This is a genomic window from Vibrio sp. NH-UV-68 (genome assembly GCF_042940635.1).
Lineage (GTDB): Bacteria > Pseudomonadota > Gammaproteobacteria > Enterobacterales > Vibrionaceae > Vibrio > Vibrio pacinii.
In genome coordinates this window covers 784,907-805,150 of sequence record NZ_CP134975.1, presented here as the reverse complement: position 1 = coordinate 805,150, position 20,244 = coordinate 784,907, and the positions used below count along the sequence as shown (strand labels likewise).

Genomic DNA, 20,244 nt, shown 5'->3' with positions numbered 1-20,244 from the left:
TCGATTAAAAACCTCCGCTGGGAGGTTTTTTTATGCCGTTTGTTGCTGTTCTTCTTCTCTAAACTGCGGTTTTTTGCGCACATACAATTTACGCTGCACTTCGGAAACTACGCTGCCGTGTTTATCTTTGACATAGATAATAAATTCAGGGAAACACTTATCTCCTTCGGCGGTTTTGGCCAAGATATCTTGCAATTGATCTTGAGTGACACAGAACTCGGCATACAAGTCACTTTGTCCTGGCTTGATAAAGTTAATACTTGCCTCTTTATCCCACACGTAATAGCGCTCACCTAGTATCCCCATTAGCATTAACGAGTACACGGGATCTGTGAGTGAGAAAATGCTTCCTCCATATTGGGTTCGATTGGCATTTTTATTCCACCAACGTAACTTAAGCTGCATTTTCACTTGACGAAAATCATCACTAATCGAAAGGATTTTGATTCCTGAGCCCCAAAATGGTGGCCACGAATTGAGCGCAAACTTAACCACGCCAGGCTTGTAGACTTTTGCCAATGATTTATTCATCGTTCATTCCTAAAGATGATTTACTCAATAAATGTTGCATAATTGTAACTGGTCGGATGTCGTTTATCAGTGACCTCACACTAGTTTATAAAAAAAGAGTAGTAACCCCTTGAAGTTCGTGGTTTATTGTTAGTAGCTACTGCCCTATAATGATAGCAATATTGAATTCTGTTAATTACTGCAGATCATCAACAGGAAAGTATATGTCAGACAATAACCAAGCGCTAAAGGATGCTGGTCTTAAGGTTACTCTACCAAGACTCAAGATTTTAGAAGTACTACAGCAACCAGAATGCCAACATATTAGCGCTGAAGATTTATATAAGAAGCTGATTGATCTAGGAGAAGAGATCGGTCTTGCTACCGTTTACCGTGTCTTAAACCAATTTGATGACGCCGGTATCGTGACACGCCATCACTTTGAAGGTGGTAAGTCAGTATTCGAACTATCAACCCAGCACCATCATGACCACCTTGTCTGCCTAGATTGTGGTGAGGTCATTGAGTTTTCAGACGACGTAATTGAAGAGCGTCAAAAAGAGATCGCGGCAAGATACAACGTAACTCTAACCAACCATAGCCTCTATTTGTACGGCAAGTGTATTGATGGTAGTTGTAAAAACGATCCTAACGCTCACAAAGCAAGATAATAAAAAAGGCGCTCATCAGCGCCTTTTTTGACTAGTTTGATCGAATAAATGCCAGCTCTACGCTGGCATTTATCTTTTTAACGTTATTTAGACTCGATTTTAGCCCAAGTATCACGTAGACCAACCGTGCGGTTGAAGACTAATGCTTGTGGCTTAGAATCTTTACCATCAGCACAGAAATAGCCCATACGCTCAAACTGATAGCCTTTTTCCGCTTGCGCACTGGCTAAACTCGGTTCTACATAACCCTTAACTGCGAGCAGCGATTCTGGGTTAATCGTGTCGGCAAAGTTATCTGCTGCCGCTGGATTTGGCACAGTAAACAGACGATCATAGAGACGAATTTCTGCCGGTAGACCTTTATCAGCCGATACCCAGTGAATCACGCCTTTTACTTTACGACCATCTTCTGGGTTCTTGCCCAAAGTGTCAGCATCGTAACTACAGAAGATCGTTGTGATGTTGCCTTGGTCGTCTTTCTCGATACGCTCAGCTTTAATCACATACGCACCACGAAGACGTACTTCTTTACCTAGAACAAGGCGTTTGTATTTCTTGTTTGCTTCTTCACGGAAATCTTCACGCTCGATCCATACCTCGCGAGTGAACGGAACTTGACGCTCACCCATCTCAGGCTTATTCGGATGATTAGCAACCGTTAGCGTTTCAACACTATCTTGAGCAAAGTTTTCAATCACAACTTTGACCGGATCTAGCACAGCCATAGCGCGAGGAGCGTTTTCGTTCAAGTCATCACGAATGCACGATTCTAATGAACTAAACTCGATCATGTTCTCTTGCTTGGTGACACCAATTCGCTTACAAAACTCACGAATAGACGCCGGTGTGAAACCACGACGACGAAGACCTGAAATGGTCGGCATACGTGGATCATCCCAACCATTAACCAAATTTTCAGTCACGAGTTGGTTTAGCTTGCGCTTTGACATCACGGTATATTCAAGATTCAGGCGGCTAAACTCGTATTGACGAGGCTGGCAGTCAATCGTGATATTTTCTAACACCCAGTCGTACAAACGGCGGTTATCTTGGAACTCTAGAGTACACAGTGAGTGTGTAATCCCTTCAAGTGCATCCGAAATACAATGAGTAAAGTCGTACATAGGATAAATGCACCACTTGTCACCAGTTTGGTGGTGAGTTGCAAAACGCACACGGTAGATCACAGGATCACGCATCACCATGAACGAAGAGCTCATATCAACCTTAGCGCGCAAACACGCTTTGCCCTCTTCAAATCCACCATCACGCATTTTTTCAAATAGTGCTAGGTTTTCTTCAGGCGTACGATCGCGATATGGGCTTGGTTTGCCCGGTTGTGTCAACGTACCACGGTATTCGCGGATCTGCTCTGGACTTAGCTCTTCAACGTACGCTAAGCCTTTGTTAATTAATTCCACTGCATAGCCGTACAACTTATCGAAGTAGTTTGATGAGTAACAGATCTCACCATCCCATTCGAAGCCTAACCAGCTTACATCATTCTTAATTGACTCAACGTATTCAACGTCTTCTTTTTCTGGGTTTGTGTCATCAAAACGAAGGTTACACTTACCCTGATAGTCCTGAGCAATACCAAAGTTCAAGCAAATTGACTTAGCGTGACCAATGTGTAGATAGCCGTTTGGCTCTGGGGGGAAACGAGTATGCACGCTTGTGTGTTTACCATCCGCTAGATCTTTATCGATGATTTGGCGAATGAAATTCGATGGACGAGCTTCAGCTTCACTCATCTATAGCACCTCAATTATTTTAGTATTGTCAGATAAATTCCGCTCTGAGGGCGTTAAAAATGCTCAGAGCACATAGCGACTAATGATCCACAATTCTTTAGTAATACACAACTACAACCGCACGTTAAAGCGTAAATAATCCATCAATTACTATGATAAGGCGCAAAACTAACTCGACTAAGCCTCTCCAGCGAATGCTGCAACCAATTTATGCAAAGTTTTACCACTAAAAATAACAAAGCCTCCCGAAGGAGGCTTTGGTGACTACCGAATTCGCAATGAAACGATTATGGTAGTTTTACATCAGACAGGTCATCGTTCGCACCAATGGCTTTCATTTCGCCAGCGACGATTTCTGCTAGAGGACCAAGGATAACTTGAAGGTTATTTTCACCCAGTTTCACTACCCCTTTAGCGCCAAGTTTCTTAAGTACCGCTTCATCAGCAACAGAGCGATCTTTAAGTGTTAGACGTAAGCGAGTGATACAAGCATCAATCGAAGTCAGGTTATCATGACCACCAAGAGCTTTAAGGTATTGACGCGCTAGGTCGCCTTTCTTCGCGTCAGCAGCTGGGGCTACAGATGTCTCTTCGTCATCATCTTCACGGCCTGGCGATTTCAAGTTGAAAGCGCGGATTGCGAAGGTAAAGGTGAAGAAGTATAGAGCACCAAATGCTAGACCGATAATAAGTAGCGTAACTGGTTTAGTTGCTAGACCCCAGTTCAATACGAAGTCGATAAGACCTGCAGAGAAACCAAAGCCGTGTAGCGTACCAAACATGTTAGCAACCACTAGAGCAAGACCTGTAAATACCGCGTGCATCGCGTATAGGGCTGGAGCTAGGAATACAAACATGAATTCTAGCGGCTCTGTGATACCTGTTAGGAATGAACAGAAAGCCACTGAGAACAATGCGCCACCAACTTGGCTGCGTTTTTCAGCAGGCGCTGCTAGGTACATTGCAAGAGCGGCACCTGGTAGACCAAACATCATCACAGGGAAGAAGCCGTTCATGAATACGCCAGCAGATTTATCACCACCGAAGTAACGGTGCAAGTCGCCAGATTTAACAGTTTCAGTCACTTCTTTTACAGTCGCAGTGATTTCTGGGTTCACAGCGTTAGCGAATTCAAATGTATGAGTTTGACCAGCAACTAATGTCTTCGCTAGTGCAGGGTCTACACACAATTGTTGAAGTGCAGGAAGTGCATTACCCGCCGCTTGCGCGCCAGTGACTAGAACTTCTTGACAGGTACCCATACCGAACCAGAAATATGAGTTCAGAACGTGGTGAAGGCCGACAGGGATAAGCGCACGGTTTAGCGTACCATAAACAAACTGACCAACAGAGCCAGACGTTGATACTGCATGTGCAAGTGCATCAAGGCCACCTTGGATAGAAGGCCAAACCACACCAGCTATCGCACCAGCTACTAACGCAAACAGACCGGCCATAATAGGAACGAGACGTTTGCCAGAGAAGAATGCGAGCCACTCAGGAAGACGAGTTGCATGGAAAGCATTGTAAGAGTGACCAGCAATGATACCAGCGATGATACCGCCAAAGAATGACATGTTGATGTCAGCGTTAATTGTTGTTGCTGTGGCGGTTAATACAAAGTAAGCAACCGCACCGGCTAGGCCAGCAGCACCTTGACCGTCTTTAGAAAGACCAATCGCGATACCAAGACCAAACAGAAGTGGAAGTTCACCGAAGATCGCACCACCAGCTTGCGCCATAAATGGAATGTCAAGCAAGTCGCCTTGACCTAAACGTAGTAAGAGCGCCGCAACGGGAAGCGTTGCAATAGGTAGCATAAGAGCTTTACCTAACTTCTGCGCATATCCGAGAATATTCACCTTAAGTTCCCCCTATAGGATTTTTTGTAGTTTGCAGAGCTACTTTTTTTAGTCGCTCAATTTAGTCCTGTTCAGTTTATGACATTAATTTTGCTCCGCAAATTAAAACCTTATCATTTGTGATCATAATCACCAGAAATGGCCAATATTCAAGGTTTTTGCTAGCGAGATCATAAAACTTATTTTACAATACAAAAAAATAGCAATATATCAGTCAAATTCGCGTTACTCTTGTCCTATATACAAGAGCCTTTAACGTTGTTAGCCAAGGTATTACATGACAATATAAGTCATCAGTAATTCATTTACCAAGCTTACAGCTATTGGGTTTTATAACGATTTTTTACGACTTTTTTTTTCGTTTGCTAGCAATATTTTGCGATCTAATTGATGCTTACAAATAAAGTACATTAATGTTACTTAAATGCTTCAGTTAGATGACTAAAAGTATTATGAATCTAATATAAGGATTAGCTAACCATGTATGCGCTAACTAACTGTAAAATATATACTGGTAGTGATGTTCTCAGCGAGCACGCTATCATCATCAATAACGGCCTTATCGATGCGATTTGCCCACAATCTGAGCTGTCAGATGACGTTGAGACTCGTGACCTAAATGGCGCAAATGTAAGTCCTGGCTTTATCGACCTACAGTTAAATGGTTGTGGTGGTGTCATGCTTAATGATGAAATCACCGCAGAAACCATGCACATCATGCATCAAGCAAATCTTAAATCTGGCTGTACCAGTTTTTTACCGACTTTAATTACCTCTTCTGATGACGATATGCGCCAAGCCGTCACGGCTGCGCGTGACTATCACAGTAAATACCAAAATCAATCGCTGGGTTTGCATCTTGAAGGTCCCTACCTCAACGTGATGAAGAAAGGTATCCATAGTGTCGATTACATCCGCCCATCCGATGACAGTATGATTGACTTCATCTGTGACAATGCCGATGTGATCGCTAAAGTTACCCTAGCGCCTGAACACAATGATCAAGCACATATCGCGCGCTTAAAAGCGGCAGGTATTGTAGTATCGATTGGCCACACTAATGCGACATACACAGAAGCGCGTAAAGGCTTTGAAGCGGGCATCACTTTTGCCACGCACTTATTCAACGCTATGACGCCAATGGTAGGTCGTGAACCGGGTGTGGTTGGTGCCATTTACGATACCTCCGATGTCTATGCGGGTATCATCGCCGATGGCTTCCACGTCGACTATGCCAATATCAGAATTGCGCACAAAATTAAGGGCGAAAAATTAGTATTAGTGACCGATGCCACAGCTCCTGCAGGCGCTGACATGGATTACTTTATTTTTGTTGGTAAGAAAGTATATTACCGAGAGGGTAAGTGTGTTGATGAAAATGGCACACTAGGCGGCTCAGCCCTCACTATGATTGAGGCAGTACAAAACACTGTCGAGCACGTCGGTATCGCTCTGGACGAAGCACTCCGCATGGCTACTTTGTATCCTGCGAAAGCAATCGGTGTTGACCACCAACTTGGCCGTGTTAAGAAAGGCTTAGTTGCAAACCTCACTGTTTTTGATCGTGACTTCAACGTCCAAGCGACTGTTGTTAACGGACAATACGAGCAAAATTAAGCATGAATGGCGGACAAATAGGTAACGTAGATTTAGTAAAACAACTAAATAGTGCAGCAGTGTACAGACTGATCGATCAACAAGGTCCAATTTCAAGGATTCAAGTTGCCGACGTCAGTCAACTGGCTCCTGCCAGTGTTACAAAAATCACCCGCCAACTACTTGAGCGCGGCCTAATTAAAGAAGTCGCGCAACAAGCATCAACGGGCGGTCGACGTGCTATTTCACTCACGACCGAAGTTGAGCCGTTTCATTCGGTTGCTATCCGTATTGGTCGTGATTACATTCAGTTCAGTCTATACGACTTGGGCGGCAAAGCGCTGGCTGAAGATTACACTGAATTTTTCTATACCACTCAAGAAGAGTTGGTTGACGGTCTTCTGTCTCAACTCAAACACTTTATTCACGCCAACCAAACCATGATCAACCAGTTAATCGCGATCGGAATCTCGCTACCTGGTTTGGTTAATCCCGAAACGGGTGTGGTTGAGTACATGCCAAATATCTCGATTGATAATCTTGAACTGGCGGGCATTATCCAAAAAAGTTTCCACGTCGAGTGTTTTGTTGGTAATGACGTACGCGGCATGGCGTTAGCTGAACACTATTTCGGTGCTAGCAAAGATTGCCAAGATTCTATTTTAGTCAGTGTTCACCGTGGTACGGGAGCAGGGATTATCGTCAATGGTCAGGTATTTCTTGGTTTTAATCGCAACGTTGGTGAAATCGGCCATATCCAAATCGATCCACTTGGCGAGCAATGTCAATGTGGTAACTTTGGGTGCCTTGAAACCGTTGCCGCTAACCCCGCCATTATCGAGCGCGTCAATAAACTGATCAACCAAGGGTACCAGTCGAGTTTATCCGAGTTAGACACTATTAGCATTGCCGATGTCTGTGAGCACGCCAATCTCGGTGATGAGCTCGCCAAACAGAGCCTTGTGCGCGTTGGCAACCAACTTGGTAAAGCGATAGCGATTACGATTAACTTATTCAATCCACAAAAAGTCGTCATCGCTGGTGATATTACTCAATGTGAAGATATTCTCTTCCCTGCTATTCGCCGTAATGTTGAAAATCAATCACTCACGACCTTCCACAGTGGCTTACCTATCGTCGCTTCAAAGATCGATAAGCAACCGACTCTTGGCGCTTTTGCCATGATTAAGCGTGCTATGCTCAATGGTGTTTTGTTACAAAAATTGTTAGAAGATTAATCTTCTTAACCAGTAAGCAACTAATTGAGTTAGAATAACGGGCTACACATGTGGCCCGTTTTTTGTAGGACGAAACATCATCAATATGGAACTGATCTTAATTTCAGCGGCATTTCTCGCTGGTTTCATCGCACTTAAATGCAACCTTCCGCCACTGGTTGGCTTCCTATTGGCAGGCTTTGGTTTACATGCCGTCGGATTGCAAACCAACCAGACCATCATCACGTTAGCCGATCTCGGTGTCACCCTGCTGCTGTTCACTATCGGTTTGAAGCTTGATATCAAGACCTTGTTGTCTAAAGAGATCTGGGCAGGCGCGACCTTACACAACCTGCTTTCGACGATACTCTTTAGTGCCGTCCTGATGTGCTTCAAGTTCTTAGGGGTCAGTTCACTGGCAGCGATGTCGATTGATCAAGTGGTGCTACTTAGCTTCGCCCTCTCCTTCTCAAGCACGGTATTTGCCGTTAAGTCACTGCAAGAAAAAGGCGAACTGAACGCCACTTACGGTACCATCGCTATCGGTATTTTGGTCATGCAAGATATCTTTGCCGTGGTATTCTTAACCGCCTCAACGGGCAAATTACCTGAATGGTACGCGATCGGTTTATTCGCCTTGCCATTAGTGCGCCCACTACTGTACAAATTGCTCGACTGGGTTGGCCACGGGGAAATGTTAGTATTACTAGGCATTTTCTTTGCTCTAGTGGTTGGCGCGGGGTTATTTGAGCTTGTGGGCATGAAACCCGATCTTGGCGCCCTAATCCTCGGAATGTTGTTAGCGGCTCATAAAAAAGCCTCGGAGCTCTCCAAATCTTTATTTAATCTCAAAGAACTCTTTTTGGTCTGCTTCTTCTTAAATATTGGTTTATCCGCCCAGCCAACTCTGTCTGGTTTTGCCATGGCACTGCTGTTTTTACTATTGCTACCAATCAAGGGCGTGCTCTATTTCGCTGTGCTCAACGGATTTAAATTCCGCGTTCGCACTTCTCTATTAGCTTCATTAAGTCTGTTTAACTTCAGCGAGTTTGGCTTAATTGTCGGTGGTCTAGCATTTAAAATGGGGTGGATGAGTGGCGATATCTTGGTCGCTCTTGCAATGGCGGTATCCATTTCCTTTATCGTCTCGGCCCCGCTTAACCGTCACGGACATGCGCTTTATCAACGTTCTGGCCGTTGGCTACGAGAACATGCCGCAGAGAAGCTCAATACGCGCGATCAGTTAATCAACCCAGGTCATGCTCAAGTACTCATTTTAGGTATGGGTCGAATAGGAACTGGCGCTTATGACGAGCTACGACATCGTTATGGAAAAATCAGCTTGGGTATTGAAGTACGCGAAGATGCAGCGCACGAACACAAAGCGCTCGGGCGTAATGTGATTGCTGGCGATGCAACCGACCCAGACTTCTGGGAGCGAATTTTAGATACCGCGAATGTTAAGTTGGTTTTATTAGCAATGCCACATCACCAAGGTAACCAGATCGCATTGCAACAGTTAAAGAGCCGAAACTTCCAAGGCCAAATTGCCGCTATTGCTGAATATCCAGATCAAATGGATACGTTAATTGAAGGAGGTGTCGACGCCGCCTTTAACATTTATCGTGAGGCAGGTAGTGGTTTTGCTCGCCATGTTTGCGACCAACTGCAACCGAAGTTTTCTAAATAGTCACTTTTATTTAGGTAGCGTTTCGCTACCTTTTTTGCCAAAGTGAACAAAAAAAGAACACAACCTAGCTTTCATTCATTAAAACAGCCATTTTGATAAATAATATTTAACGACTAGGCCTTTCTTTAATTCTTTTTATTAATTACGGTTGATTTTTTTAATCAGAATGGCAAATTGAACTCAACAGATTGATATTTATTTAAAGGGAAGTGGTATGTGTTCGATTTTCGGTATTCTTGACATAAAGAGCGATGCTGAGGCATTGCGACCTGTTGCGTTAGAAATGTCTAAGATGCTTCGCCATCGTGGCCCAGACTGGTCAGGCATTTATTCATCTCAGAAAGCGATCCTCGCACACGAACGCTTAGCCATTGTTGGTCTTAATAGTGGTGCCCAGCCTTTATACAGCCCCGATAAAAAACACATCCTTGCGGTTAACGGCGAAATTTACAACCATAAAGAGCTGCGTGCGCGTTACGAAGGCAAATACGACTTCCAAACTGATTCTGACTGTGAAGTGATTCTTGCACTTTATCAAGAGATGGGTGCCGACCTACTTGAAGAGCTCAACGGTATCTTTGCTTTCGTGCTTTATGACGAAGAGAAAGATCAATACTTAGTTGGTCGTGACCACATCGGCATAATCCCGCTTTATCAAGGCCATGATGAGCATGGTAACTACTATGTTGCATCAGAGATGAAGGCACTGGTACCAGTTTGTAAAACAGTCAGCGAGTTTCCTCCTGGCAGCTACCTCAGCTCAACGGATGGCAAACCACAACGTTACTATATCCGCGATTGGAATGAGTACGCCGCGGTTCAAGGTAACAGTACCAGCAAAGAAGAGTTGACCGAGGCACTAGAAGCGGCGGTTAAACGCCAACTAATGACCGATGTTCCATACGGCGTCTTATTGTCTGGAGGCCTAGATTCGTCAATTACCTCTGCCGTTGCTAAACGTTTTGCAGCGATGCGAATTGAAGATGATGAGCAATCAGAAGCATGGTGGCCACAGTTGCACTCGTTTGCTGTTGGTTTAGAGGGCGCGCCGGATCTAAAAGCGGCCCGTGAAGTCGCAGACCAAATTGGTACCGTTCACCACGAAATGACTTACACGATCCAAGAAGGTCTTGATGCCATTCGTGACGTGATTTATCACATCGAAACGTACGATGTCACTACCATTCGCGCCTCAACGCCAATGTTCCTAATGGGACGTAAGATCAAAGCAATGGGCATCAAAATGGTTCTTTCTGGTGAAGGCGCTGACGAAATCTTCGGTGGCTATCTCTACTTCCATAAAGCACCAAATGCCAAAGAATTCCACGAAGAGACGGTACGCAAATTACTCGCACTCAACATGTTTGACTGTGCTCGCGCTAATAAATCATTGGCGGCATGGGGTGTCGAAGGTCGTGTACCTTTCCTAGACAAAGAATTTATTGATGTAGCAATGCGTCTAAACCCTGAAGATAAAATGTGTGGCAACGGCAAGATGGAAAAACATATCCTGCGTGAATGTTTTGAACATTACTTGCCAGAATCTATCGCATGGCGTCAAAAAGAGCAGTTCTCTGACGGTGTAGGCTACAACTGGATTGATACCTTAAAAGAAGTTGCAGAAGCAAAAGTGACGGATCAACAGATGGAAACAGCGCAATTCCGTTTCCCATACAACACACCAACAACCAAAGAGGGTTACGCGTACCGTGAGATCTTCGAAGAGTTGTTCCCGCTACCATCAGCGGCCGAGTGTGTTCCTGGAGGCCCATCTGTAGCTTGCTCATCAGCAAAAGCGATTGAGTGGGACGAGTCATTCAAGAACATGGCCGATCCATCAGGTCGTGCCGTTAAGAGTGTTCATAACGACGCTTATTAACATGGTTAAATAACCAAGATTACAAGAGGTGCCAGTGGCGCCTCTTTTTTTGCCCACAGACCGCTCTTTTTTGCAAACTTAGTTTGTAGCACGCCACTTATCTGATTACATAAATAACTTCCCTACTCTTTTCAGACAGTTATACGCAATTTATTTAAAGAGCTAAATTTTGCCACCATTGCAGTTAATTACTCTAAGTAGTATATCTAATTACATATAAAAAACTTTAATTGACAACATTAATAAAACTTATGGCAAACCAACAACATCAAATCTTAGGCCATCCTCGCGGTCTATTTCTCTTATTCGGTACAGAACTCTGGGAGCGCTTCTCGTATTATGCAATGCGAGCGATCTTGGTTCTTTATCTCACTGACACCACACTTAACGGCGGCTTAGGCTGGACAACCAAAGAGGCACTCGATCTCTACGGTATCTATACCGGTTTGGTTTATATCACGCCAATGCTCGGTGGATGGCTGGCTGACAACTATCTTGGTCAACGCCGTTCGATCATGATTGGTGGTGCTCTGATGGCCATTGGTCAGTTTACCTTGGCACTACCGGCAGATATGCTCGGCTTGGGCACTGTACATAGTTTTTACCTTGGTTTGGCTCTGCTAATAACAGGTAATGGTCTTTTTAAACCGAACATCTCGACTATGGTGGGTGACTTATACTCAGAAGGTGACAACCGCCGCGATGGTGCCTTTACGATTTTCTATATGGGGATCAATATTGGTGCGCTACTCGCTGGCGTGGTGGCAGGCTCAGCGACCGATTCGTTTGGTTGGAAAGCCGGTTTTGCCGTCGCCGGTATCGGTATGATTATCAGCCTGATCATGCAAATGACGCTTGCTAAGTCTTGGTTAGGTGATATCGGTGTGGTTCCAGCAGCGACACTCGCTCGAGAAAAGCAGCAATCGGCTGACAAGCAGCCGTTAACCAAGCAAGAAGTCGATCGCTTAAAAGTCGTGTTACTAATGGGCTTATTTGTGATCGTGTTCTGGGCCGGTTTCGAACAAGCAGGCGGCCTAATGAACATTTACACTCAGCAATACACTGACCGTATGATCGGTGGATTTGAGGTTCCTGCGGCTTGGTTCCAATCACTTAACCCATTCTTTATTATCACACTCGCGCCAGTACTAGCAGCGCTGTGGGTAAAACTGGGGCCTAAAGAACCGAACTCTCCGGTAAAGTTTGCCTTGGCTCTGTTTTTCCTCGCTCTCGGTTTCTTATGTATGATTGGTGCAGTACTTGAGCAAGGTGGTGACACCGGCGTAAAAACATCAATGCTATGGCTTGTTGGCGCCTTTTTCTTCCATACCCTTGGTGAACTGTGCTTATCGCCTATCGGTTTATCGCTCGTGACTAAGCTAGCACCGCTTCGCCTAGCATCGCTGATGATGGGTGCATGGTTTGGCTTCAACGCGATTGCTAACTATGTCGCAGGCCTGATTGGTTCACACGTTGGCGAACTAGGAGCACTGCCTATCTTCGGTGGTATTGCCATCGCGGCCACGGTATCTGGTGTGATTCTATTGATGTTCTCAAACACACTAGTTGGTTGGATGCACGGTGCAGAAACACCGATTTCCAACTCACAGCAGATAGAAGAGCAACAAGTCCAGGTTGCTTAACTGCCATAATAATTGCCGATTTGCTAAAAAAAACGCCCGAACATCATTGTCGGGCGTTCTTTTAGACACATGAGAGCTAGCTGACATCCGTCACGCGGCTTGATCTGGTTGACAAAATGTTCACTAAAGATCACATTTCAAATTCAGGTAGCATAGAATCAAAAGGCCTAATGGGTAATTCACCTACTCAAAATCACGAAATCATCTTCGTCAAAATCCGTTGAAATAAGGCGATTCAACGTTTTTACGCAAATCAGAGGAAGCCTTATGCGTAGACTTATCACCAGTTGCCTGTTACTGCTTTTTGCGCAATCGTCTCACGCAGAGCCTCTCTACTGGCAGGTACAAAAAGGAGGATTGAAATACATTGTCATCGGTTCAGTACACGTCGGTGATGAAAGCATGTACCCACTGCCACAACCTGTATTCAATAACCTTAAAAATAGTCGAGGTCTGATCGTCGAAACTGACATCAGAGAAAACCGTGGGGTAGTTTATCCGCAAGTGACCATCTCCACTCAAGATGTCCTTAACCAGGCCCAGCAGAAAAACATTCTTGGGCTGGCCAATTTGCTTGAGCTTAACGGCAAAGACTTACTGAAGATGCCTCCTTGGGCAGCCGCTCTAACCATTCAGATGCGGCAAATTGATTATCTCGGTTATTCCGCAGCGGATGGGGTCGATTCTCGATTGATGTATAAAGCGGCTCTTTGGGATGTTCCCACTCTAAGTCTGGAATCGGTGCAATTTCAAATTGACTTGTTAACGGGTCAATCGCAAGCAGGTAAAGAGATGTTGGTCAGTATTCTTGATGAGTTTGATCATTCAGAAGACGCGATGCGTTGTTTGATTACCAGCTGGAAAAGCGGTGATATCGAAAAGCTCAACGAATTTGCCAGCCTAACCAAGATGTCACCTGAATTTGAGCACGCGTTTCTAACAACACGAAATGTCGATTGGGCAAAAAAATTATCAGATCCACAATGGCTACCCGAGCAAACAGGCACTTACGTGGTCGTTGTCGGTACTTTACATCTTATTGGTCAACAAAGTGTCTTAGCGCTATTGGCCGCAGACGGCTTCAAGGTGAAGCAATTATCTAACAGCGAACCGGCCCGCTGTGAATTCAAGTTTTGATCACTAAGTCAACTTGTCGTTATACGTAGCCTATTAATCTACGTTTACGTGACCTGTTAATCTACATAACCCTGAAACGACGAAAGCCTGCTTTGTGCAAGCAGGCTTTCTAAATATGGTCGCTGAAGAGACATTCCTGAGCATCAGACGAACCCCACTCGGGTTCGGGGTCATATACGTAGCCTATTAATCTACATAGCCCTAAAACGACGAAAGCCTGCTTTGTGCAAGCAGGCTTTCTAAATATGGTCGGTGAAGAGGGATTCGAACCCCCGACCCTCTGGTCCCAAACCAGATGCGCTACCAAGCTGCGCTATTCACCGACATGTTGACTACAGGATTGACGTTAATTAGAGGTTAGCCTCTGATCCGCTATTCCTAAACCTCACAGCACGTTACTAAGTACGCGCTTTACTGAGATGTTTAACTGAGGAGTTTTCCTCGTCAACGGATGGGTATATTACGGATTCTCAATTTGAACGCAAGCCATTTTAGATAACTTTTTTTAACTTTAAGTTCGTTTGACTAAAACATCATCGACGGGCGACAAAGTGTGAGCAAAAACACACCACCACACACAAAGTCGCAACTTAATAACAACATTTGATCCAGATCAGTGTTGCATATTTAACCTGAGATTACTTTAACCCCTGTCATCTCACTTTGTCTGACGGAGGAATTATGGACTTTTGGCTTGATCTCCTATTTGGTAATGCGGTAGGTCTGTCTTCGATGATTGTGATCTTTAGTGCCCTAGGTCTTATGCTGTTCTACGGCGGTTTCATCGTTTACAAAGTGATGAACGACAAATCTCCTCACTAGAATCGCTTAGCCCTATTCTGAGAATAGATATTCGCTATGCACCGAAGTAGATACTTTTTCTGCTTCGGTTTTTTCTTTTTGTTACTTCCTCTCTTGATCACTCCCTTGGTCTATTAGGTATAATAGCAGTATTGTATTTCTACTCTGATATGACGTTATGTCTGACGATGATGACTTCGCGCTATTCCAAGCAATGATGGGCGACGTAAAGCCTATCGAGCAAAATACTGCCGAACACCAAAAACAGCACCAAGTCACCGAGGCGCAATTAGCTAAACGTGAAGCGGCTATTTGGCTTACCGACCATGATCCAGAGTATTTATCGCTCGACCATGCAACGATGCTAAAACCCGACGACATGATTGAATTTAAACGCGATGGTGTTCAAGAAGGTGTCTACCGGAAACTGCGTTTGGGAAAATACCCCATTCAAGCACGCCTAGACCTGCATAGGAAAACGCTCAAAGAGGCGCGTGACGAAGTACTTAAATTCCTTAAGCAGTGTATGAGCATGGACATTCGCACTGTGGTGATCGTTCATGGTCGTGGTGAGCGTTCAAATCCACCAGCATTGATGAAAAGTTATGTCGCTCAATGGCTAATGCAAATTCGCGATGTGCAATGTGTTCACAGTGCCCAGCGGTTCCATGGCGGAACCGGAGCGGTTTACGTCATGCTACGTAAAAGTGCCGATATGAAACTCGAAACACGCGAACGACATCAAAAGCGCTTGGGATAATTCAACCAGCAGTGCTAAACTTACCTTTGCAGCCTAAGGGGCTGCTTTTTCTTTTTCTAACGCCGTTGTGAAACGTAACTTAAGGCAACAATAACATGTCACAAGATTCCGCTAAGCGCTTAAATAAATTCATCAGTGAAACTGGCTTTTGTTCACGCCGAGAGGCCGACAAATTAATCGAACAAGGTCGCGTCACTATTAACGGCCAAGTGCCTGAAATGGGAACCAAAGTGGTACCTGGTGATGATGTCTGCATTGATGACAAACCAGTCAGCAATAAAGAGAAGCTCATCTACATTGCACTGAACAAACCAACCGGTATCACCTGTACTACCGAGCGCGATATCGCGGGTAATATCGTCGATTTTATTGGTCATCAAAAACGCATCTTCCCTATTGGTCGTCTCGACAAACCTTCTGATGGTCTAATCTTTCTGACCAATGATGGCGATATCGTCAATAAAATCTTACGTGCAGGTAACAACCACGAAAAAGAGTATGTGGTTCGTGTTGATAAACCGATCAGCGATGACTTCATTAAGAAAATGGGGAATGGGGTCAATATCCTCGATACGGTGACGCTGCCTTGCAAAGTGAGCAAAGAGACCAAATACTCATTTCGCATTGTGCTGACTCAGGGGTTAAACCGTCAGATCCGTCGGATGTGCGAGGCCCTGGGTTATGAAGTGTTCAAGCTGCGTCGAGTTCGCATCATGAACATCACCTTAGATGGCATTCCCAACGGCCAATGGCGCTACTTGAGTGACAACGAAGTTGCCGAGATTCTGGCGATGTGCGAAGGTTCGGTGAGCACCGAAGAAGCCTCTAAGATCAATGCTAAAGGGCAACGAATTCGTCGAGCCACCGATGCTAAATTGTTTGACAGTCGTGAAGAAAACCACGATTCAAAAGCACGCCGTAACCAACAACAGCGAACCTTTAAAGGTCAAAATGCTGATGAGTTCCGCCACGCCCCAAACTCAAAAAAAGGTCGCAGTGGAGAAGCAAAAAGCAAACCAAACACTGGTAAAAGCTTTTTTAAGTCTGACACAAATAAAGCGCCATCACGTCCAACCAACAAACCACGCAGTGGCGGGACGTTAAGTTTAAAAAAATAGCCGTGATGCTTAAAACGAAAAAGGGAGCCGAGGCCCCCTTTTTTAATCAATTCGGTTAAATTACTGAGTACCGAAGATCTTATCACCTGCGTCACCAAGACCAGGAACAATGTAGCCTTTATCGTTCAGCTTCTCATCAATAGCTGCCGTGTATAGCTCAACATCTGGGTGCGCTTTTTCGAGTGCTTCAATACCTTCTGGCGCAGCAACTAACACTAACACCTTGATTGACTGACACCCTTGCTCTTTTAGCAAGTCGATGGTTGCGATCATCGAGCCACCCGTAGCAAGCATTGGGTCAACAACTAACGCAATACGTTCATCAATGTTTGACGCTAATTTGTTGAAGTAAGGCACTGGCTCAAGTGTCTCTTCATCACGGTAAATACCAACAACACTGATACGTGCACTTGGCATATGCTCAAGTACGCCGTCCATCATGCCAAGACCTGCACGCAGAATAGGGACAACCGTTACTTTCTTACCTTTAATTTGGTCAACTTGTACCGGACCATTCCAACCTTCAATGGTTACTTTTTCCGTTTCAAAGTCCGCTGTTGCTTCATAAGTTAGCAGGCTACCGACTTCAGTAGCGAGCTCACGAAAGCGCTTAGTGCTGATGTCACCTTCTCTCATTAGACCAAGTTTGTGCTTAACAAGAGGATGTTTTACTTCAACAACTTTCATTTCGATCTCCGGATCTAAGGTAAAATTTTATTAAACTTGCAGATTATAAACGATTTCGTCAAAAAATTCTGCTTCTATCGGCAACAAAAAAAGTTACGCAAACGTTTGCTCTTTGTCTTTAACCACTGTTAGAATAGCGCCGTTTTCATATCCAACTTTAAAACAGAGGACTTCCCTGTGAGTGCTGATAACACATCTCTTAGCTATAAAGACGCTGGCGTTGATATCGATGCAGGCAACGCGCTTGTTGACCGTATAAAAGGTGCTGTAAAACGTACACGTCGCCCTGAAGTAATGGGTGGTATTGGTGGCTTTGGCGCGCTCTGCGAACTGCCAACTAAATATAAGCAACCTGTGCTGGTCTCGGGCACCGACGGTGTGGGCACTAAACTGCGTCTTGCATTGGATATGAAAAAACACGACACCATAGGCATCGACCTTGTGGCGATGTGTGTTAACGATTTAATTGTTCAAGGCGGAGAGCCGCTGTTCTTCCTTGATTACTACGCCACTGGCAAACTTGACGTTGATACCGCAGCTGACGTGGTTTCTGGTATTGCTGACGGCTGTGTTCAGGCTGGCTGTGCACTTATTGGTGGTGAAACAGCAGAAATGCCGGGCATGTACGAAGGCGAAGACTACGACGTCGCTGGCTTTTGTGTCGGTGTGGTAGAGAAAGAGCAAATTATTGATGGTACTAAAGTAGCCGCGGGCGATGCGCTTATCGCTGTAGGTTCTAGCGGTCCACATTCAAATGGTTACTCGTTAATCCGTAAGATCCTTGAAGTTTCTGGCGCTGATAAAAACGAACTGTTAGCTGGCCGCACCATCGGTGAGCACTTACTAGAACCAACCCGCATTTATATTAAATCAGCCCTTAAAATGATTGCAGAGCACGATATCCACGCGATCTCGCACATTACTGGTGGTGGTTTTTGGGAAAACATTCCTCGCGTACTGCCACAAGGCACTAAAGCTGTCGTCGATGGAAACAGCTGGGAGTGGCCTGTCATTTTCAATTGGCTACAAGAGAAAGGCAACGTCACCACACACGAAATGTACCGCACCTTTAACTGTGGCGTTGGTCTTGTGATTGCCCTACCAAAAGATCAAGCAGATGCTGCCGTTGCACTATTAAAAGCGGAAGGCGAAAATGCATGGGTCATCGGCGAAATCGCAACAGCTCAAGCCGGCGAAGAACAAGTAGAGATCAAATAAGCATGAAGAGTATCGTTGTTTTAGTTTCCGGAAATGGCACCAACTTACAGGCGATCATTGATGCCTGTAACAGCAATATCACCAACGGCCGTGTCACCGCTGTCTTTTCAAATAAAGCCAACGTTTATGCGCTAGAACGCGCAGAAAAAGCCGGTGCAGGTGCGCACTTCCTCGATTCTAAAGCATTCGATACTCGTGATGCTTTTGACCACGAGTTAATGAAGCAGATCGATGAGTATCATCCCGATGTCATCGTCTTAGCTGGTTATATGCGAATTTTGAGTGGCGAATTTGTCCGTCATTACATGGGCCGAATGATCAATATTCATCCGTCACTGCTGCCCAAGTATCCTGGTCTTAACACTTATCAACGTGCTATTCACGCGGGTGATGAAGAGCATGGTACCAGCGTTCACTTTGTCACAGAACAACTTGATGGTGGGCCGGTTATCTTGCAAGCCAAGGTGCCAATTTTTGACGAAGACACGGTTGAAACACTCACAGAGCGCGTGCAAAACCAAGAACACCGAATTTACCCTATGGTGGTAAAATGGTTGGTTGAAGAGCGTTTGACAATGAAAGACGGCAAAGAAGCCTACCTTGATGGCGAACGACTCGGAATGCACGGTTACGCGCAAGAGTAGTCGCAAAAAATTCCGACCCGAGGCGAGCGTTTGCTCGCCTTTTTTGTCTCTATTACTACAGCGCTTGATTGAGCCGCAACCTGTGCAACTCGAACGTCAGGTAAATTGGTTAGATTAACATCAGATCAAGCTAAGCCTTGCGCTAGGACAAGTGAACACTTTGAGTTTCCAACACAGGGTGTGTATATTTGAGAGCAGTTATCATTTATTGGAGTGGAAGTGATGCAAGTATATGACTGTTGTGGACTCGTTCGCGAACTTTATGCACAAATTGGCAGTGGCGATCAAGGCTACATCCCACAAGCAATCACATGTGCGGTAAAAACGCTCAACGATATTGCTGCGGATGAATCTCTAACGAAAGAGACTCGCGAAAGAGCAGCTTTCGCGGCGGCAAACTTACTGATTTCCGACTTCGAGGACAAGTAATGAACCTAGCAAACTTCGAGTCTATGGATCCGGTGATGCTAATGAGCATCGTCAATATGAAGTTACGCGATGACTTTAACGGTGACTTAGACCAACTGGCGACGTTCTTTGACATAGACCGAGACGCCTTAGAGAGAAAACTCGCAACCGCAGGGTTCGACTTTCTTGTCGAGGTTGGCCAGTTTCGTTAATTGTGCACTTGCCTAATCAATATAAAAAAACCGCCATTCCGGCGGTTTTTTTATGATTATCGGCTTACTCTTCGTCGAAGAAGTCGTCTTCTTCAGTCAATTCGGTTTCGCTTGCCGCTTTTGATTCGGCAATACGGCGCGCTTTTTTCTCAGCGGCTTGCTTAGCCAAACTCTCTTCACGTTCAACACGAACTTTACGCGCTTCACCTTTGCGCTCGTTGCGCGTCGCTTGGTTTTGCACAAAGCCCGCTAGTTCTGTTTCAGCCCAAACTTGCGCCTCGGCTTCCGTAGCAAAGCCCGTTTCACGTTTTGATACAGCGGTTTTACGCGACGTCACTTGACGGGTGATCTCTGCACACCATCCATTGCGCTTTTCGGTCACACGGATAGCAAATTTTTTATTGTTCGACATAGTTATTTCCTAAGGGATTGTTGAG

The 20,244-nt window shown here is 45.0% G+C and carries 19 protein-coding genes and 1 tRNA gene; 14 read left to right on the top strand and 6 right to left on the bottom strand.

Annotated elements, in window-relative coordinates; all coding sequences use genetic code 11:
- Positions 1 to 30: 30 nt before the first annotated feature.
- Positions 31 to 531 (bottom strand): DUF4442 domain-containing protein, encoded by a 501-nt coding sequence (locus ViNHUV68_RS03785; RefSeq protein WP_038177185.1) that lies wholly within the window; start codon positions 529 to 531, stop codon positions 31 to 33.
- A gap of 203 nt (positions 532 to 734) precedes the next feature.
- On the opposite strand from ViNHUV68_RS03785, the gene fcrX reads away from it, so the two are divergent.
- Complete coding sequence (gene fcrX, locus ViNHUV68_RS03780; protein WP_038177186.1) at positions 735 to 1,181, top strand: ferric iron uptake transcriptional regulator FcrX; 447 nt, start codon at positions 735 to 737, stop codon at positions 1,179 to 1,181.
- Between the two features lie 83 nt (positions 1,182 to 1,264).
- On the opposite strand, the gene glnS is transcribed toward fcrX, so the two are convergent.
- Positions 1,265 to 2,935, bottom strand: coding sequence for a glutamine--tRNA ligase (gene glnS / locus ViNHUV68_RS03775; protein WP_038177187.1), 1,671 nt, complete (start codon positions 2,933 to 2,935; stop codon positions 1,265 to 1,267).
- Between the two features lie 287 nt (positions 2,936 to 3,222).
- Positions 3,223 to 4,797 (bottom strand): N-acetylglucosamine-specific PTS transporter subunit IIBC, encoded by a 1,575-nt coding sequence (nagE, locus tag ViNHUV68_RS03770; RefSeq protein ID WP_038177188.1) that lies wholly within the window; start codon positions 4,795 to 4,797, stop codon positions 3,223 to 3,225.
- 480 nt (positions 4,798 to 5,277) lie between these two features.
- Between nagE and nagA the strand changes: the two genes are divergently transcribed.
- The 6 genes from nagA to ViNHUV68_RS03740 all read left to right on the top strand — a co-directional run bounded on the left by nagA (position 5,278) and on the right by ViNHUV68_RS03740 (position 13,959).
- Positions 5,278 to 6,414, top strand: coding sequence for an N-acetylglucosamine-6-phosphate deacetylase (nagA, locus tag ViNHUV68_RS03765; protein WP_038177191.1), 1,137 nt, complete (start codon positions 5,278 to 5,280; stop codon positions 6,412 to 6,414).
- A gap of 2 nt (positions 6,415 to 6,416) precedes the next feature.
- Positions 6,417 to 7,631, top strand: a complete 1,215-nt coding sequence (locus tag ViNHUV68_RS03760) for an ROK family protein (protein ID WP_391089403.1) — start codon at positions 6,417 to 6,419, stop codon at positions 7,629 to 7,631.
- Between the two features lie 85 nt (positions 7,632 to 7,716).
- Positions 7,717 to 9,300 carry a cation:proton antiporter family protein gene (locus ViNHUV68_RS03755; protein WP_038177197.1) on the top strand — a complete coding sequence of 528 codons (1,584 nt, stop codon included), beginning with the start codon at positions 7,717 to 7,719 and terminating at the stop codon, positions 9,298 to 9,300.
- A 214-nt stretch (positions 9,301 to 9,514) separates the two neighbouring features.
- The gene (gene asnB / locus ViNHUV68_RS03750) at positions 9,515 to 11,179 is read left to right on the top strand and encodes an asparagine synthase B (RefSeq protein ID WP_038177198.1); all 1,665 of its coding nucleotides are present in this window, start codon (positions 9,515 to 9,517) and stop codon (positions 11,177 to 11,179) included.
- A gap of 251 nt (positions 11,180 to 11,430) precedes the next feature.
- Positions 11,431 to 12,822, top strand: a complete 1,392-nt coding sequence (locus ViNHUV68_RS03745) for a peptide MFS transporter (protein ID WP_038177199.1) — start codon at positions 11,431 to 11,433, stop codon at positions 12,820 to 12,822.
- Positions 12,823 to 13,089: 267 nt separating this feature from the next.
- Positions 13,090 to 13,959 carry a TraB/GumN family protein gene (locus ViNHUV68_RS03740; protein WP_038177200.1) on the top strand — a complete coding sequence of 290 codons (870 nt, stop codon included), beginning with the start codon at positions 13,090 to 13,092 and terminating at the stop codon, positions 13,957 to 13,959.
- Positions 13,960 to 14,205: 246 nt separating this feature from the next.
- On the opposite strand, the gene ViNHUV68_RS03735 is transcribed toward ViNHUV68_RS03740, so the two are convergent.
- Positions 14,206 to 14,282 (bottom strand) — tRNA-Pro (locus tag ViNHUV68_RS03735).
- Between the two features lie 358 nt (positions 14,283 to 14,640).
- On the opposite strand from ViNHUV68_RS03735, the gene ViNHUV68_RS03730 reads away from it, so the two are divergent.
- The 3 genes from ViNHUV68_RS03730 to rluF all read left to right on the top strand — a co-directional run bounded on the left by ViNHUV68_RS03730 (position 14,641) and on the right by rluF (position 16,638).
- Positions 14,641 to 14,781 (top strand): DUF3149 domain-containing protein, encoded by a 141-nt coding sequence (locus ViNHUV68_RS03730; protein ID WP_391089400.1) that lies wholly within the window; start codon positions 14,641 to 14,643, stop codon positions 14,779 to 14,781.
- 157 nt (positions 14,782 to 14,938) lie between these two features.
- Positions 14,939 to 15,520: a DNA endonuclease SmrA gene (smrA, locus tag ViNHUV68_RS03725; RefSeq protein WP_391089398.1), complete on the top strand. Its 582-nt coding sequence runs from the start codon at positions 14,939 to 14,941 to the stop codon at positions 15,518 to 15,520.
- 95 nt (positions 15,521 to 15,615) lie between these two features.
- Positions 15,616 to 16,638 carry a 23S rRNA pseudouridine(2604) synthase RluF gene (gene rluF / locus ViNHUV68_RS03720; protein WP_391089397.1) on the top strand — a complete coding sequence of 341 codons (1,023 nt, stop codon included), beginning with the start codon at positions 15,616 to 15,618 and terminating at the stop codon, positions 16,636 to 16,638.
- A gap of 60 nt (positions 16,639 to 16,698) precedes the next feature.
- On the opposite strand, the gene upp is transcribed toward rluF, so the two are convergent.
- Positions 16,699 to 17,325, bottom strand: coding sequence for a uracil phosphoribosyltransferase (gene upp, locus ViNHUV68_RS03715; protein WP_038177204.1), 627 nt, complete (start codon positions 17,323 to 17,325; stop codon positions 16,699 to 16,701).
- Positions 17,326 to 17,502: 177 nt separating this feature from the next.
- Between upp and purM the strand changes: the two genes are divergently transcribed.
- The 4 genes from purM (at position 17,503) to ViNHUV68_RS03695 (ending at position 19,807) form a co-directional block, all read left to right on the top strand.
- Positions 17,503 to 18,543, top strand: coding sequence for a phosphoribosylformylglycinamidine cyclo-ligase (gene purM / locus ViNHUV68_RS03710; protein ID WP_038177205.1), 1,041 nt, complete (start codon positions 17,503 to 17,505; stop codon positions 18,541 to 18,543).
- A 2-nt stretch (positions 18,544 to 18,545) separates the two neighbouring features.
- Complete coding sequence (gene purN / locus ViNHUV68_RS03705; protein ID WP_038177207.1) at positions 18,546 to 19,187, top strand: phosphoribosylglycinamide formyltransferase; 642 nt, start codon at positions 18,546 to 18,548, stop codon at positions 19,185 to 19,187.
- A gap of 222 nt (positions 19,188 to 19,409) precedes the next feature.
- Positions 19,410 to 19,616, top strand: coding sequence for a YaeP family protein (locus ViNHUV68_RS03700; protein ID WP_038177209.1), 207 nt, complete (start codon positions 19,410 to 19,412; stop codon positions 19,614 to 19,616).
- Positions 19,616 to 19,807, top strand: a complete 192-nt coding sequence (locus tag ViNHUV68_RS03695) for a DUF4250 domain-containing protein (RefSeq protein ID WP_038177210.1) — start codon at positions 19,616 to 19,618, stop codon at positions 19,805 to 19,807. Before ViNHUV68_RS03700 ends, ViNHUV68_RS03695 begins: the two co-directional genes overlap by 1 nt.
- A 64-nt stretch (positions 19,808 to 19,871) precedes the next feature.
- On the opposite strand, the gene ViNHUV68_RS03690 is transcribed toward ViNHUV68_RS03695, so the two are convergent.
- Positions 19,872 to 20,219 (bottom strand): DUF3622 domain-containing protein, encoded by a 348-nt coding sequence (locus ViNHUV68_RS03690; RefSeq protein WP_038177211.1) that lies wholly within the window; start codon positions 20,217 to 20,219, stop codon positions 19,872 to 19,874.
- Between the last annotated feature and the right edge of the window lie 25 nt (positions 20,220 to 20,244).

Bases quoted from the DNA above. Each gene is read 5' to 3' on its own strand.
- glnS (WP_038177187.1), bottom strand. From the start codon at position 2,935: ATGAGTGAAGCTGAAGCTCGTCCATCGAATTTCATTCGCCAAATCATC.
- ViNHUV68_RS03755 (WP_038177197.1), top strand. From the start codon at position 7,717: ATGGAACTGATCTTAATTTCAGCGGCATTTCTCGCTGGTTTCATCGCA.
- ViNHUV68_RS03700 (WP_038177209.1), top strand. From the start codon at position 19,410: ATGCAAGTATATGACTGTTGTGGACTCGTTCGCGAACTTTATGCACAA.
- asnB (WP_038177198.1), top strand. From the start codon at position 9,515: ATGTGTTCGATTTTCGGTATTCTTGACATAAAGAGCGATGCTGAGGCA.
- ViNHUV68_RS03745 (WP_038177199.1), top strand. From the start codon at position 11,431: ATGGCAAACCAACAACATCAAATCTTAGGCCATCCTCGCGGTCTATTT.
- nagA (WP_038177191.1), top strand. From the start codon at position 5,278: ATGTATGCGCTAACTAACTGTAAAATATATACTGGTAGTGATGTTCTC.
- ViNHUV68_RS03740 (WP_038177200.1), top strand. From the start codon at position 13,090: ATGCGTAGACTTATCACCAGTTGCCTGTTACTGCTTTTTGCGCAATCG.
- ViNHUV68_RS03690 (WP_038177211.1), bottom strand. From the start codon at position 20,219: ATGTCGAACAATAAAAAATTTGCTATCCGTGTGACCGAAAAGCGCAAT.
- fcrX (WP_038177186.1), top strand. From the start codon at position 735: ATGTCAGACAATAACCAAGCGCTAAAGGATGCTGGTCTTAAGGTTACT.
- ViNHUV68_RS03730 (WP_391089400.1), top strand. From the start codon at position 14,641: ATGGACTTTTGGCTTGATCTCCTATTTGGTAATGCGGTAGGTCTGTCT.
- ViNHUV68_RS03760 (WP_391089403.1), top strand. From the start codon at position 6,417: ATGAATGGCGGACAAATAGGTAACGTAGATTTAGTAAAACAACTAAAT.
- ViNHUV68_RS03785 (WP_038177185.1), bottom strand. From the start codon at position 531: ATGAATAAATCATTGGCAAAAGTCTACAAGCCTGGCGTGGTTAAGTTT.
- rluF (WP_391089397.1), top strand. From the start codon at position 15,616: ATGTCACAAGATTCCGCTAAGCGCTTAAATAAATTCATCAGTGAAACT.
- smrA (WP_391089398.1), top strand. From the start codon at position 14,939: ATGTCTGACGATGATGACTTCGCGCTATTCCAAGCAATGATGGGCGAC.
- upp (WP_038177204.1), bottom strand. From the start codon at position 17,325: ATGAAAGTTGTTGAAGTAAAACATCCTCTTGTTAAGCACAAACTTGGT.
- purN (WP_038177207.1), top strand. From the start codon at position 18,546: ATGAAGAGTATCGTTGTTTTAGTTTCCGGAAATGGCACCAACTTACAG.
- ViNHUV68_RS03695 (WP_038177210.1), top strand. From the start codon at position 19,616: ATGAACCTAGCAAACTTCGAGTCTATGGATCCGGTGATGCTAATGAGC.